This is a genomic window from Pseudorhodobacter wandonensis (assembly GCF_001202035.1).
Classification (GTDB): Bacteria; Pseudomonadota; Alphaproteobacteria; order Rhodobacterales; family Rhodobacteraceae; genus Pseudorhodobacter; species Pseudorhodobacter wandonensis.
Genome location: NZ_LGHT01000041.1, coordinates 35,859 through 49,355, shown reverse-complemented (window position 1 = coordinate 49,355; position 13,497 = coordinate 35,859). Strand labels below are relative to the sequence as shown.

At 58.9% G+C, this 13,497-nt stretch carries 13 protein-coding genes; 11 read left to right on the top strand and 2 right to left on the bottom strand.

All coding sequences use genetic code 11. The annotated features are described in order from the left end of the window. Positions 1-20 precede the first annotated feature (20 nt). The 8 genes from AKU79_RS13570 (at position 21) to AKU79_RS13535 (ending at position 6,398) form a co-directional block, all read left to right on the top strand. The gene (locus AKU79_RS13570; RefSeq protein WP_050524248.1) at positions 21-785 is read left to right on the top strand and encodes a pyridoxine 5'-phosphate synthase; all 765 of its coding nucleotides are present in this window, start codon (positions 21-23) and stop codon (positions 783-785) included. Then, positions 782-1,195, top strand: a complete 414-nt coding sequence (gene acpS, locus AKU79_RS13565; RefSeq protein WP_050524123.1) for a holo-ACP synthase — start codon at positions 782-784, stop codon at positions 1,193-1,195. The genes AKU79_RS13570 and acpS overlap by 4 nt, the downstream gene beginning before the upstream one ends. An 83-nt stretch (positions 1,196-1,278) precedes the next feature. Continuing rightward, entirely contained in the window at positions 1,279-2,073 is a 795-nt protein-coding gene (lepB, locus tag AKU79_RS13560) for a signal peptidase I (RefSeq protein WP_050524122.1), read from the top strand. A 179-nt stretch (positions 2,074-2,252) separates the two neighbouring features. Beyond that, a complete protein-coding gene (rnc, locus tag AKU79_RS13555; RefSeq protein WP_050524121.1) occupies positions 2,253-2,939 on the top strand; it encodes a ribonuclease III in 687 nt (228 codons plus the stop codon). Next, the gene (era, locus tag AKU79_RS13550; protein WP_050524120.1) at positions 2,936-3,892 is read left to right on the top strand and encodes a GTPase Era; all 957 of its coding nucleotides are present in this window, start codon (positions 2,936-2,938) and stop codon (positions 3,890-3,892) included. Before rnc ends, era begins: the two co-directional genes overlap by 4 nt. Before the next feature lie 62 nt (positions 3,893-3,954). Further along, entirely contained in the window at positions 3,955-4,290 is a 336-nt protein-coding gene (locus AKU79_RS13545) for a DUF1491 family protein (protein ID WP_050524119.1), read from the top strand. A 24-nt stretch (positions 4,291-4,314) separates the two neighbouring features. After that, positions 4,315-5,040, top strand: coding sequence for a DNA repair protein RecO (recO, locus tag AKU79_RS13540; protein ID WP_050524118.1), 726 nt, complete (start codon positions 4,315-4,317; stop codon positions 5,038-5,040). Positions 5,041-5,165: 125 nt separating this feature from the next. Then, positions 5,166-6,398 carry an MFS transporter gene (locus tag AKU79_RS13535; RefSeq protein WP_050524117.1) on the top strand — a complete coding sequence of 411 codons (1,233 nt, stop codon included), beginning with the start codon at positions 5,166-5,168 and terminating at the stop codon, positions 6,396-6,398. On the opposite strand, the gene AKU79_RS13530 is transcribed toward AKU79_RS13535, so the two are convergent. Then, on the bottom strand, positions 6,395-8,065 hold the full coding sequence (locus AKU79_RS13530) for an acyl-CoA dehydrogenase family protein (RefSeq protein WP_050524247.1): 1,671 nt from the start codon (positions 8,063-8,065) through the stop codon (positions 6,395-6,397). The two genes, AKU79_RS13535 and AKU79_RS13530, sit on opposite strands and share 4 nt — an antisense overlap. 176 nt (positions 8,066-8,241) lie before the next feature. Between AKU79_RS13530 and AKU79_RS13525 the strand changes: the two genes are divergently transcribed. Continuing rightward, positions 8,242-9,012, top strand: coding sequence for a sulfite exporter TauE/SafE family protein (locus tag AKU79_RS13525; protein ID WP_050524116.1), 771 nt, complete (start codon positions 8,242-8,244; stop codon positions 9,010-9,012). A 36-nt stretch (positions 9,013-9,048) separates the two neighbouring features. Here the strand turns inward: AKU79_RS13525 and AKU79_RS13520 are convergent, their stop codons facing one another. Further along, positions 9,049-10,644 (bottom strand): phosphoenolpyruvate carboxykinase, encoded by a 1,596-nt coding sequence (locus AKU79_RS13520; protein WP_050524115.1) that lies wholly within the window; start codon positions 10,642-10,644, stop codon positions 9,049-9,051. 402 nt (positions 10,645-11,046) lie between these two features. On the opposite strand from AKU79_RS13520, the gene AKU79_RS13515 reads away from it, so the two are divergent. Further along, on the top strand, positions 11,047-11,748 hold the full coding sequence (locus tag AKU79_RS13515) for a response regulator transcription factor (RefSeq protein ID WP_050524114.1): 702 nt from the start codon (positions 11,047-11,049) through the stop codon (positions 11,746-11,748). Positions 11,749-11,757: 9 nt separating this feature from the next. Then, on the top strand, positions 11,758-13,488 hold the full coding sequence (locus tag AKU79_RS13510; protein WP_082224049.1) for a sensor N-terminal transmembrane domain-containing protein: 1,731 nt from the start codon (positions 11,758-11,760) through the stop codon (positions 13,486-13,488). The last annotated feature ends 9 nt before the right edge of the window (positions 13,489-13,497 follow it).

The window sequence follows — 13,497 nt, the reverse complement described above, 5'->3', positions numbered from 1 at the left end:
TGAAACAAAAGGACGAGACGATGACACCTTTGGGGCGGCTACGGCTGGGCATCAATATCGATCATGTGGCAACCATCCGCAACGCCCGTGGCGGTGCCTTGCCCGACCCGTTGCGCGCGGCCTTTCTGGCCGAGGCAGCCGGCGCCGATGGCATCACCGCCCACCTGCGTGAAGACCGTCGCCATATCCGGGATAGCGATATCGAGGCGCTGGTTGCGGGCATTTCGGTGCCGCTGAATTTTGAATGCGCCGCGACCAGTGAAATGCAGGCCATCGCATTGCGCCACAAACCGCATGCTATCTGCCTTGTGCCCGAAAAACGCGAGGAACGCACCACCGAGGGCGGGCTGGATGTCGCTGGCGACGAAACCCGCCTTGCCGCCTTTATCGCGCCGCTTCGTGATGCGGGGTGCCGTGTATCTATGTTTATTGGCCATGAGGCCCGCCAGATCGAGGCATCCGCCAAAATCGGCGCCGCAGTGGTAGAGCTGCACACCGGCCGCTATTGCGACCTGATCGCCGAAGGCCAAACCGATGCCGCCGCCGCCGAGCTAGAGGCCCTGCGCCTTGGTGCCACGCATGCCCATTCTTTGGGCCTGGAGGTGCACATGGGCCACGGCCTTGATTTCGAAACCGCCACCCATGTTGCCGTCTTCCCCGAGGTGGTCGAGCTGAACATCGGCCATTTCCTGATTGGCGAAGCGGTGTTTCGCGGCCTTGGCCCCGCCATCGAGGAAATGCGCCGCCGCATCGATTGCGCCCGCAACGGCACCCAAAGCGCATGATCCTCGGCATCGGCTCTGATCTGGCGAATATCGAGCGGATAGAGGCCACTTTGGCCCGTTTCGGTGACCGCTTTCGCAACCGCGTGTTTACCGAGCGCGAACAAGGCAAAGCCGAAAGCCGCCCGCATGCGCCCGCCACCTATGCCAAACGCTGGGCCGCCAAAGAGGCCTGTTCCAAGGCGCTTGGCACAGGTCTGCGCATGGGCATCGCATGGAAAGATATGGCCGTATCAAACATGCATACCGGCCAGCCGCAGATGCAGTTGACCGGATGGGCCGCCCAACGTCTGGCTGATATGACGCCTGCGGGGCATCAAGCCTTTGTCCATGTTACCCTGACCGACGATCATCCTTGGGCGCAGGCTTTTGTGGTCATCGAGGCGCGACCTATTGCGCCGCCGCCCCCCTAACCCTGCCAATTTTCCACTGTCCGCTTGACTCCCCGCTCCCTCACGCGCATGTAGCGCCGCAAAGCAGCAAAAGGCAAAACCACATGGCCAGCAAGGCAAACTCTGAAGGCGGCATCGTCGAAACGATAAAGACAATCGTCTATGCATTGCTGATCGCAGGCATTTTCCGGACATTGTTCTTTCAACCGTTCTGGATTCCCTCTGGCTCGATGAAAGACACGTTGCTGATTGGCGATTTCCTGTTCGTCAACAAAATGGCCTATGGCTATTCCAAACATTCCTGCCCGTTTTCGATGTGCCCGATTTCGGGGCGGATTCTGGCGTCCGAGCCCGAGCGGGGCGATGTTGTGGTGTTTCACCACCCCGTCAACGGCTCGGATTTCATCAAGCGCTTGATCGGCTTGCCCGGTGACACGGTGCAGATGCGCGATGGCAAAATCATCCTGAACGGAACCGAAGTGCCGCAAGTGCCCGATGGCCAGTTTACCGAGGTCTATGAGCATCAAGGCCCGATGGGCCATTTGCCGCGCTGTGAAAACTCGGCCGGTACGGTCGGGATCGGGGCAGAATGCACCAAATCCCGCTCTATCGAAACTTTGCCGGGTGGCCGCACGCATGATGTGCTGAACATTGATACCAACGGCTTTGCCGACAATACCGATGTGTTCACTGTGCCTGCCGGTCATTACTTCTTTATGGGCGACAACCGCGACAATTCCCAAGACAGCCGCTATGGTCAGGCTGTCGGTGGTGTTGGTTTTGTCCCTGCCGAAGATCTGATTGGCCGCGCCGACCGGATTATCTTTTCATCCGCCGGAACATCGTTGTTCTATTTCTGGACATGGCGTCCTGACCGCTTTTTCAAAGCTGTCGAGTAGGGAGCGTGGAGTGAGTTGCGCATGACGCAAACCCAGAACCTGCGTTTTTCATTCCTTGGCATGAATGGCACAGCCTCGCGCAAGCGGGGCTGGCTGGTTTTCACACCCTCCTCTGCAAATGGGCCCGCAGTCGTACCACAACCGACCAAAAAGCAGCACCGCTATGCGAGGGCCGTTCAATGAAACTTGCCGCCGATCTTCGTGCGTTTGAGGGCCGTTTGGGCCATAAGTTCAGCAATCCCGAATTGCTGCTGCAATCGGTCACCCATGCGTCGATTTCGTCGCCCACCCGCGCCGATAACCAGCGGCTCGAATTTCTGGGCGACCGCGTTTTGGGCCTCGTCATGGCCGAAGCCTTGCTGACCGCCGATACCGGTGCCGCCGAAGGCCAGCTTGCGCCGCGGTTCAACGCCATGGTGCGCAAGGAAACCTGCGCCGATGTGGCCCGCGACATTGGCCTTGGCGATGTGCTGAAACTGGGCCGCTCGGAAATGATGTCAGGCGGGCGGCGCAAAGAGGCACTGCTTGGCGATGCGCTTGAGGCGGTGATCGCCGCCGTTTACCTTGATGGCGGTTTTGCGGCCGCGCAGGCATTGATTACACGGCTTTGGGCCGGCCGCATCGCGACCGTCAAGGAAGACGCCCGTGACCCGAAAACCGCCTTGCAGGAATGGGCGCAGGCCCGTGGCATGACACCGCCAACCTATACTGAAAAAGCCCGCTCTGGCCCCGACCATCAACCGCTCTTTACGGTTGCGGTGCGGCTGGACAATGATGAATCCGAGTCGGCAACCGCCGGAACGAAACGCGCCGCCGAACAGGCCGCAGCCCGCGCCCTTTTGGCCCGGATGGAGCAAGACACATGACGACTGATACCCCCGCAAACGATGGTGCCTTTGTTGGCGGCGATGGCAACACCCGCGCGGGCTTTGTCGCGCTGATTGGTGAGCCGAATGCCGGCAAATCGACACTGCTGAACCGCATGGTCGGTTCCAAAGTGTCGATTGTGACGCATAAGGTACAAACCACCCGCGCCCGCATTCGCGGCATCGCGATGCAAGGCGATGCGCAGATTGTGTTTGTCGATACCCCCGGCCTGTTTCGCCCGCGCCGCCGGCTTGACCGCGCGATGGTTGCCGCCGCTTGGGGTGGGGCCGCAGATGCCGATCTGATCGTGCTGCTGGTTGAGGCCCATCGCGGCCTGACCGAAGGCACAGCCGCGATTATTGACAGCATGCGCGACCGTATTCCGCAGGGCCAGAAAGTGGCGCTGGCAATCAACAAGATCGACCGCGTGAAGGCCGAGGTTTTGCTGGGCCTGTCGCAAAAGCTGAACGAGGCCTTTCCCTTTGCCGAAACCTTTATGATCTCGGCCGAAAAGGGCTATGGCGTGGACAAGCTGCGCGAATGGTTGGCGGGTGAGCTGCCAGCCGGCCCGTGGTTCTATCCCGAAGACCAGATTGCCGACTTGCCAATGCGCATGATCGCCGCCGAAGTGACGCGCGAAAAGCTGACCCTGCGTTTGCACGAAGAACTGCCCTATCAGCTGACCGTGGAAACCGAAAAATGGGAAGACCGCAAGGATGGATCTACCCGCATTGACCAGATCGTTTATGTGGCGCGTGATGGCCACAAAGGGATCGTTTTGGGCAACAAGGGCGAAACCATCAAATCGGTCGGCCAGGCTGCGCGGGTCGATCTGATGGAATTTTTGGGGCGTCCGGTGCATTTGTTTCTTCAGGTCAAAGTACGGCCGAACTGGCTGGAAGAGCCCGAGCGCTATTCCGAGATGGGGCTGGAATTCAAAGACGGGAACTGATTGGCCCTTTGCAAGGGCCATGCCTTCGGCGAGGATATTTTCAGATAGATGATAGGTGGGGCATGAGCGCGCGGCTATCGGCGGATTTCTGGGTCAGGGCTTATTTAAAGCGGTTGGAGATGGCGGGCATCCCTGCCTTTGTGACCGCGCATGGCGATGCGACAGCGGGTGCGGTTCTGGTAAAGCAAACACCGCTTGACGGCAGCGCCTGTGCCTATCAGCGTAGTTTTGATCTGATGTCGGGAAATCGCGCCTGGGTGGTTTTGGCCCAAGGCCCCGAGGCAGAGGTGGACGCCGCCATCACCCGCCAACGCCAGTTTGACCCTGACCTTTGGGTGATCGAGGTCGAGGATCGTGCGGGGCGGCATTTGCTGGATGAAGAAGGGCTGGCGGAATAATGCGGCGCTTGCAATAGTTCCCCGATGGATTGGCAAGATGAAGGTGTGCTGATCGCCATGCGATTGCATGGTGAGAGCTCGGCGATCATAGAGGTTTTTACTGCGCATCACGGCCGCCATGCGGGCGTTGTGCGCGGCGGTGCCTCGCGCAAGCAATCCGCGACATTGCAGCCCGGCACGCAGTTGGCCGTAACCTGGCGCGCGCGGCTAGAGGACCAGTTGGGCAGTTTTAGGGTCGAGCCTTTGCAAAGCCGGGCGGGGTTGTTGGGGGATCGTCTGGGCCTTGCCGGTTTGAATGCGATTTGCGCCATGCTGCGCGTTTCATTGCCCGAGCGCGCGGCGCATCCGACGCTGTGGCGCGCCACGATGGCGCTGTTGGCGGCGCTAGAGCATGACCCGGACTGGCCCGCAGTTTACCTGCGCTGGGAATTGAACCTGCTGGAAGAGCTGGGCTTTGGCCTTGACCTTGCCCGTTGTGCGGTTACCGGAAGCCGTGATGATCTGGCCTATGTCAGCCCCAAAACCGGCCGCGCCGTCAGCCGCGATGGTGCGGGGGCTTGGGCCGACCGCTTGTTTCCTTTGCCGCACTGCCTGATGGGGCAGGGGCCGGCCTCATCGTTTGAGGTTGTGCAGGGGCTTGCTATTACGGGCCATTTCCTTGCCCGTGAACTGGCCGAGGTGAATAGCCAGCCTTTGCCTGAGGCCCGTGCGCGGTTGCTGGCGCTGCTTGCAGGCGTGCGCAGTTCATAGTCTCCGACTTCGCCTATATCATTTGCGCCACCCCATGTCGTTTTCGACGCGAACTGTCGCGCAGAGTCGAGACGCCGACGGCCCAAACAGCGCAATAAGGGGCAAAGACAAAGGATCGACGCCCGATGGCGAACAAGTATATTCCGATATTGTTGCGCCACAGCCCGGTGCCCAAGGTGCATCACTTTGCCTTGCTGGCGGGGTTGGATGCGTCTGTGCGCGGGATGCTGATCTCGGCCATGCCGCTGACGGTTTATGATGCCTTGGGCAGTGCCGAGTCGGTCAGCCAGGTTTATTTCATTGCCGGGCTGGCATCGCTGTGTCTGGGGCTGATGGTGCCTTGGGGAACGCGCTATATTCCGCGCCGCTGGATGTATACGATGGGCACGTTGCTTTATATCCTTGGTGCGGCGCTTGCAGTTCATGGCAGCACGATTTCTGTGCCGCTGGCGCTGATGGCCAATGCGGGTGCAACGGCGACCACCTTTGTGTGCTTTAACGCCTATGTGCTGGACTATATCGACCGGTCCAATCTTGGTAAGGCGCAGTCGATGAACATGGTCTTTGCTGCGGCCCCTTGGGCGATTGGCCCTTTGCTTGGCGTGTGGCTGCGCGAGGTTTGGGCGCCGCTGCCGTTTTTGGCGGCTGGCGCTTTGGCGATTGCGCTGATGGTCACCTTTTGGGTTTTGCGTTTGGGCAATGGCAAACAGATCAGCCGCGCCCGCCGCCCTGCAACCAATCCGCTGGCCTTTTTTGGCCGGTTCGTGGCGCAGCCAAGGCTGATCGCGGGCTGGATGTTTGCGGTCATCCGCTCCTGCGGGTGGTGGGTCTATGTGGTTTACTTGCCGATCTTTTGTATAGAGTCCGGCTTGGGCGACAAAGTCGGCGGTATTGCCCTTTCGCTGTCAAACGCGCTTTTGTTTGTCACGCCCTTCATGCTGCGCGTGGCCACGAAAATTTCGGTGCGCCGTTCTGTTCAGGGGGCATTTGCGCTATGTGCCATGGCGTTTATCGGCTCGGCGCTTGCGGCCCCTTTGCCTTGGGGCGCGGTCGGTTTGATGATGGCAGGCTCGGTGATGCTTGTGGTGCTGGATGTTGTGGGCGGCTTGCCGTTTCTGATGGCCGTCAAACCATCCGAGCGGACCGAGATGGCGGCGATCTATTCAAGCTTTCGCGATGTTTCGGGCATTCTGACCCCCGGCACGGCGTGGCTTGTCTTACTTGTCGCGCCGCTGTCCGGCGTGTTTGCCGTGGCGGGTCTGGCGATGGTGGGTTGCATGGTGGTGGCGGGGAAATTGCACCCGCGTTTGGGCAGCAGCCGGCCTTCACACGGGCGGCTGCTGCCGGATGAAACCTAGTCGAGCAAGCGCCGCGCGATCACCTGCGCCTGAATTTCGGCGGCCCCTTCAAAGATGTTCAATATCCGCGCGTCGCACAGAATGCGGCTGATCTGATATTCTAGGGCAAAGCCGTTGCCGCCATGAATTTGCAACGCATTGTCGGCGGCAGCCCAAGCGACCCGTGCACCCAACAGCTTGGCCATGCCTGCCTCAAGGTCGCAACGCTTGTCGTGGTCTTTTTGCCAGGCGGAATAATAGGTCAATTGCCGCGCGATCATCACCTCAACCGCCATCATCGCCAGCTTGCCCGACACGCGGGGAAAGGCGATCAGCGATTTGCCGAATTGCTTGCGGTCGATGGCATATTGCATCCCGACTTCCAGCGCGTTTTGCGCCACGCCGATGGCCCGCGCCGCCGTTTGGATGCGTGCCGATTCGAAGGTCTGCATCAACTGCTTGAACCCTTGGCCCGGCACACCGCCCAGCAGGTTTTCGCCCTTTACCGCAAAGCCGTCAAAGGCCAGTTCATATTCCTTCATGCCGCGATAGCCCAGCACCTCAATCTCGCCGCCGGTCATGCCGGGGGTAGGGAAGGGCACAGCATCGGTTCCGGGCTGTTTTTCGGCCAGAAACATGCTCAGCCCGCGGTAATCGCTTGTGTCAGGGTCGGTCCGCGCCAGCAAGGTCATCACTTGGGTGCGGGCGGCATGGGTGATCCATGTCTTGTTGCCGGTCACCTTCCAATCCTCGCCATCCTTGACCGCCCGCGTGCGCAAAGACCCAAGGTCAGAGCCGGTGTTGGGCTCGGTAAACACGGCTGTCGGCAAAATCTCACCGCTGGCCAGTTTCGGCAACCATTGCTCTTTCTGCGCATCAGTGCCGCCACAAAGGATCAGCTCGGCCGCAATTTCCGACCGGGTGGCAAGCGACCCAACGCCGATATAGCCGCGCGAAAGTTCCTCGCTGACCACCACCATCGACGCCTTGGACAGCCCGAAACCGCCCAGATCTTCGGGAATGGTCAGGCCAAACACACCCATTTCGGCCAGCTTTTCAATGATATCCATCGGGATCAGCTCATCCCGCATGTGCCAGCCGTGGGCGTGCGGCACCACTTCCTCATCGGCAAAGCGGCGGAACTGGTCGCGGATCATTTCCAGCTCTTCGTCCAAGCCGCTGGCGCCAAAGGTCGCGCGGCCGTGGTTGTCTTGCATCAAAGCGACCAACCGCGTGCGCGCAGCAGGCGTGTTGCCAAACGCGATCAACCGCGCCGCCGCATCACCGGGCACCCAAGCCAGCCCCAAATCGGCAAGCCGCGCTATTTCACCCTGCGACATCGGAATCCCGCCCGAAATCTGCGCCAGATATTCGCCAAAACCGATTTGCAGCAGCAGCCGTTCCATTTCGCCAAAGCTGCCCGCCTGCGTCAGGCGTTTGGCCCAGGCGTGCATTTGCGTCAGGCTTTCCGAATAGGTGGCAAGCCAGCTAAGCACATGCGCGCCAAACTGGTTCGTCTCCATCGCGGGGTTCGATACCTTGCCCTCAACGGTCACCAAAGCCCGCAGCGCCTCGCGCCCTTGTTCAAAAAGGCCGGTCACCTCGGGCAAGACTGCCTCGGTCAGGCCCAACAGATCAGTCAGGATAGGGCTGTCGGTTTCGGCAAAAATCTGTCCATCATGGGCCATGGCGAAATCCCTCTTTCGGCTAATTGCTGCACTTGCGAAGGTTTTAAAGCCTTTGCAGGCGCAGCGCAACAAGATTTCAATAATTAGGCGCAATGCGACCGATTATGTCGCGCCAGGGTTTTTGCTGCAGTGCGCCCGAAATGCGTTTATAGCCAAGGAAATAAAAGGAATACCCTATGGAATATGTGATGGCCGGGCTGTCAGAGCCGTTGTTTTGGTTTGCTATGGCCATTGCCCTTTTTGCGGGTTTTGTAAAAGGCACGGTCGGTTTTGCCATGCCGATGATCATGATCTCGGCGTTTTCCTCATTCCTGTCACCCGAACTTGCGCTGTCGGGCCTGATCTTGCCTACTCTGGTCACCAATTTTGGCCAAGCCTTTCGCCAAGGCCCTGCGGCGTTCTGGGCATCGGCATGCAAATACTGGCGCTTTCTGGTGGCAACAGTGCTGTTCATCGCGATTTCGGCGCAATTCGTGCGCGACATTCCGCAGGATATGTTCTTGCTGATGCTTGGGGTGCCGATCATGGCCTATGCCACCCTGCAACTGATGGGCCGCACCCTTGCCATCAAGCTGGAACATCAAACCCGCGTGGAATGGGGGCTGGGGGTCGTTGCGGGGCTGTACGGCGGGCTTTCCGGTGTCTGGGGGCCGCCGCTGATCGTCTATCTGATGTCTGTCGGCGTTGAGAAAATCGAAATGCTGCGCGTGCAAGGCATGATTTTTCTGCTTGGCTCGGTGATGCTGTTGTCGGCGCATCTGAACTCAGGCGTCTTAACAGCCAGCAGCACGGCGTTTTCGGCAGTGCTGGTCATACCGGCCGTTGCCGGAATGGCGATCGGGATGCAGGTTGGCAACCGGTTGGATCAAGCGCTGTTCCGCCGCTGTACGCAGGTCTTGCTGGTGCTGGCGGGGCTGAACCTCGTTCGCCGCGCCATCGGGCTATAGGCAATGAACGGGGGGCCGCAAAGCCCCCCGCCAAAATCAGATTGCCGCAGCTTTCACGTCTTCGTCGATGAATGGCACATATTGGCCAAAGTTATCGGCAAACATCTGTACCAGCTTGGCCGCCTGCGCGTCATAGGCCGCCCCGTCTGCCCAGGTCCGGCGCGGGTCCAGCAACACATCGGCCACACCTTCGGCGGCTTCCGGCACTTCGAACCCAAAGTTCGGATCGCGGCGGAACTTGCCTTTTGCCAGCGACCCATCCAGTGCCGCTGTCAACAGCGCCCGCGTTGCCCGGATCGGCATACGCGACCCTGTGCCATAGGCCCCACCTGTCCAGCCGGTGTTGACCAACCAGCAGGTCGCACCATGATTGGCGATCTGGGCTTGCAACAACTTGCCATAGACCTCGGGGCGGCGCGGCATAAAGGGCGCACCAAAGCAAGTCGAAAATGTCGGTGTCGGCTCGGTCACGCCACGCTCTGTCCCGGCCACTTTCGAGGTAAAGCCCGACAGGAAGTGATACATGGCCTGCGCCGGCGTCAGCTTGGCAATCGGGGGCAACACACCAAACGCATCACAGGTCAGCATGATGATGTTTTTCGGATGCCCGCCCAACCCCGTTTCCGAAGCATTTGAAATCGCTTCCAACGGATAGGCGCAGCGCATGTTGGCGGTCAGGCTGTCATCTTCAAAGTCCAGCTCAAGCGTCTCGGGGTCGTACACCATGTTCTCGATCACGGTGCCAAAGCGGCTGGTCGTGGCGTAAATTTCCGGCTCGGCCTCGGCACTCAGGTTGATGGTCTTGGCATAGCAGCCACCTTCAAAGTTAAAGGTGCCTTTGTCCGACCAGCCATGCTCGTCATCACCAATCAGCGTGCGGGCAGGGTCGGCTGATAGCGTGGTTTTGCCGGTCCCCGACAGGCCGAAAAACACAGCCGCATCTTCGGGGTCATCCACCGCGTGGTTGGCCGAGCAATGCATCGCCATCACACCTTTTTCGGGCAGCAGATAGTTCAGCAAGGTGAATACAGATTTCTTGTTCTCGCCTGCATATTCGGTGTTGGCGATCAGAATCTCTTTGCTGTCAAAGTTCATCGCGATCACGGTTTCCGTGCGGCACCCATGGCGCGCAGGGTCGGCCTTAAAGCTCGGGCAGTTGATGATCGTCCATTCCGGCACAAAACTGTCCAGCTCGGCCCGCTCGGGGCGGCGCAGCAAGTGGCGGATAAACAGCCCGTGCCATGCCAGCTCGGCCACCACGCGCACATCCAAACGGTGTACAGGGTCGGCGCCGGCGTATAAATCCTGCACATGATAGTCGCGGCCCTTCATATGCTCCAGCATATCGGCACGCAGCAGATCAAACGCTGCGGGGGCCATCGGTGCGTTGTTTTCCCACCAGATCGAGTTTTCAACCGACGGGGTGCGGACAACAAATTTGTCTTTGGGCGAACGGCCGGTAAACTGCCCGGTCGATACGAGAAATGCACCGCCAATTCCCAACCGACCTTCGCCGCCTGCAATCGCGGCCTGAATCAATGCGGGTTCAATCAGGTTATAGTGAACTGTTCCCAGCCCGGTAATGCCCTGATCTTCAAGCTTGTGGCCTGGGTTAACGCGTCCTGTATTCATCTCGTGCCAGCTCCCGATGCCGATTATACGACAAGTTTTGGGTTATTGTGCAGGGTGCAGCCCTCAACCGCACTCTGATCGCCCCCGGAGCCGAGGCCGACAATTCGGCTATAGCACGGCGTTTTAGGTTTGGAATAGGTCGCTTTGGCACAGTTAGCGCAACCATTCAAAGGTTAGCGCAACCAATTTGCAATTGGTCACCTTGCGGTGACGCAACGGCAACTTTTGCGTGGCGCTAACCTGGTCCGAATGTGACACGACTGCGGCAAATTAGTCATTCATTTGGTTTTTTGTTGTCAACTTAAGGCGTCTTGACAGGTGATTCGCAGATTGCAGTTGATTCTTTGGCCCAAAAAAGTGCAAATATGGAAAAAATAAATGAGCAGTATAGGGAAAACACCCATGTCAAGGATTGCCCTTGTAGACGACGACAGAAACATTCTGACGTCTGTTTCTATGACTCTGGAGGCAGAGGGTTTCGAAGTTGAAACGTATAATGACGGCCAGTCGGCACTGGATGCGTTCAACCGCCGCCTGCCCGATATGGCCGTGCTGGATATAAAGATGCCGCGCATGGATGGCATGGACCTGTTGCAGCGTCTGCGCCAGAAAACGGCGATGCCGATCATTTTCCTGACGTCCAAAGATGATGAGATTGACGAAGTTCTGGGCCTGCGGATGGGTGCCGATGACTATGTGAAAAAGCCGTTTTCGCAGCGTCTTCTGGTCGAACGCATCCGCGCGCTGTTGCGCCGCCAAGAGGCGATTTCTACCGAAGAAGTGGCCGTTACCGAAGAAACCAAGGTCATGGAACGCGGCCATCTGCGGATGGACCCTTTGCGCCATGCTGTGGCATGGAAGGGCAACGACGTCTCGTTAACAGTGACCGAGTTTTTGCTGCTTCAGGCGCTTGCACAGCGTCCGGGTTTCGTAAAAAGCCGCGACCAGTTGATGGATGTGGCCTATGACGATCAGGTCTATGTGGATGACCGCACGATCGACAGCCACATCAAGCGCCTGCGCAAGAAAATGCGCACAGCAGATGACAACTTTTCGGCTATCGAAACGCTGTATGGCATCGGCTATCGCTATAATGAAGAGTGACGCGTCGCTATGACCACCGCGCCTCAGATCAAACATGCCATGACCCGCAAGCCAGCCAAAAGCCGCAATAACGGCGATGTGCTGCTGGGCGAGGATTGGACAGCACCCGAAGATCTGATCGAACCGGAACTGCGCGGTTCGCGCGGGCGGCGTGGCATTGTTGCGCTGAACAAATCGCCTTTGGCCAGACGGATCATCATTTTCAACATGTTGGCCCTGTTTACCCTGGTCGCCGGCGTGCTGTTCATGAATCCGTTTCGCGACAGTCTGGTCACCCAGCGTGAGCAAGGCTTGGTGACCGAGGCCGAGCTGGTTGCCGACGTGTTTGAGGCCCAGCTTCCCGATCTTGCGGCTGCTTGGCTGAATGAACCAGCGGGGATTGACGTTGAAAGAACGCTTGGCGCCGTGACCATCGGGCCGGGCGTCAATGCGTTTGTGTTTGATAAAACCGGCAAGGTGATTGCCGCGCAAGAAGGCAAAGCCCGCCCCGTTTCGCAAGGCGGGTCTGAGGCGCAATCAACCATCATCACCGATCTGTTGAATTCTGTATGGGAGCTGGTTTCCGGTGCGCTCTCGAGCTCTAACCCGGGCCAGGTCAAAGTAAATTCCGAAAGCCTTGCGCTTAGCGGTTTCCAGTCAGCTCTGGCAGGCACGACCAGTTCCAACATGGCCAAAGATTCGGCCGGTGGCACCCTGTTTTCTGTTGCCACCCCGATCTGGAGCGCGGGCGAAGTTATCGGCGTGGTTGCCCTGACTTCGGCCGAGGGTGAGATTGATCGCCTTGTCCGGCATGAGCGCGAGCAGGTTTTGCAAATGTTCGTCATCGCTTTGCTGGTTTCTATCGGCCTCAGCCTCGTTCTGGCCTCGACCATCGCCAACCCCTTGTCCGATCTGGCCGCCGCGGCTGAACTTGGCCGTGACCGCGATGCCCGCAAAATGGCCCCGGGCCGCGTTCGCATCCCCGATCTGGCCGCGCGCCCTGATGAAATTGGCCGCCTGTCGGTGGCTATGCGCGGCATGGTTGCGGCTCTGTATGACCGGATCGACGCGAATGAACAATTTGCCGCCGATGTCAGCCATGAAATCAAGAACCCGCTTGCCAGCCTCCGCTCGGCTGTCGGCACGATGCGGGTCGCAAAACGTGATGACCAACGCGAGAAACTGCTTGATGTGATTGAACATGACGTGCGCAGGCTCGACCGTTTGGTCAGCGATATTTCCAACGCTTCACGGCTTGATAGCGAGCTGGTGAAAGAAGAGGAAGAAGAGTTCAACCTTGTCAAAACACTGCGAAATCTGTCCGACTATCTTGGCGAACAGGCCAAGCTGAAAGGCGTTGATTTCATTATCGATTTGCCAGAAGAGCCAATCGTGATTTCCGGGCTCGAAGGCCGTCTGGCGCAGGTTTTTGTGAACCTTATTTCCAACGCGGTTTCATTCTGTGAAAAAGGCGATGCCGTGCGGGTCTGGGCGCGGCGGCGTGAAAACCGCGTTCTTGTCGTCGTCGAAGATACAGGCCCCGGCATTCCTGAACAGGCGCTGACAAAGGTGTTCAAACGCTTTTACTCCGAACGTCCCGTGGCGCAATTTGGCGACCATTCGGGTCTGGGCTTGGCCATTTCCAAACAAATCGTCGAGGCGCATGGCGGCGTGATCTGGGCCGAGAACATTCATCCGACCTCGGCGGATGCCACCTCTGAACCTCTGGGCGCCCGATTTGTCGTCGGCTTGCCGATCTGAGTTGCAAAG

Coding starts and splice junctions, on each gene's coding strand:
- AKU79_RS13570 (WP_050524248.1), top strand. CDS start 21: ATGACACCTTTGGGGCGGCTACGGCTGGGCATCAATATCGATCATGTG.
- acpS (WP_050524123.1), top strand. CDS start 782: ATGATCCTCGGCATCGGCTCTGATCTGGCGAATATCGAGCGGATAGAG.
- lepB (WP_050524122.1), top strand. CDS start 1,279: ATGGCCAGCAAGGCAAACTCTGAAGGCGGCATCGTCGAAACGATAAAG.
- rnc (WP_050524121.1), top strand. CDS start 2,253: ATGAAACTTGCCGCCGATCTTCGTGCGTTTGAGGGCCGTTTGGGCCAT.
- era (WP_050524120.1), top strand. CDS start 2,936: ATGACGACTGATACCCCCGCAAACGATGGTGCCTTTGTTGGCGGCGAT.
- AKU79_RS13545 (WP_050524119.1), top strand. CDS start 3,955: ATGAGCGCGCGGCTATCGGCGGATTTCTGGGTCAGGGCTTATTTAAAG.
- recO (WP_050524118.1), top strand. CDS start 4,315: ATGGATTGGCAAGATGAAGGTGTGCTGATCGCCATGCGATTGCATGGT.
- AKU79_RS13535 (WP_050524117.1), top strand. CDS start 5,166: ATGGCGAACAAGTATATTCCGATATTGTTGCGCCACAGCCCGGTGCCC.
- AKU79_RS13530 (WP_050524247.1), bottom strand. CDS start 8,065: ATGGCCCATGATGGACAGATTTTTGCCGAAACCGACAGCCCTATCCTG.
- AKU79_RS13525 (WP_050524116.1), top strand. CDS start 8,242: ATGGAATATGTGATGGCCGGGCTGTCAGAGCCGTTGTTTTGGTTTGCT.
- AKU79_RS13520 (WP_050524115.1), bottom strand. CDS start 10,644: ATGAATACAGGACGCGTTAACCCAGGCCACAAGCTTGAAGATCAGGGC.
- AKU79_RS13515 (WP_050524114.1), top strand. CDS start 11,047: ATGTCAAGGATTGCCCTTGTAGACGACGACAGAAACATTCTGACGTCT.
- AKU79_RS13510 (WP_082224049.1), top strand. CDS start 11,758: ATGACCACCGCGCCTCAGATCAAACATGCCATGACCCGCAAGCCAGCC.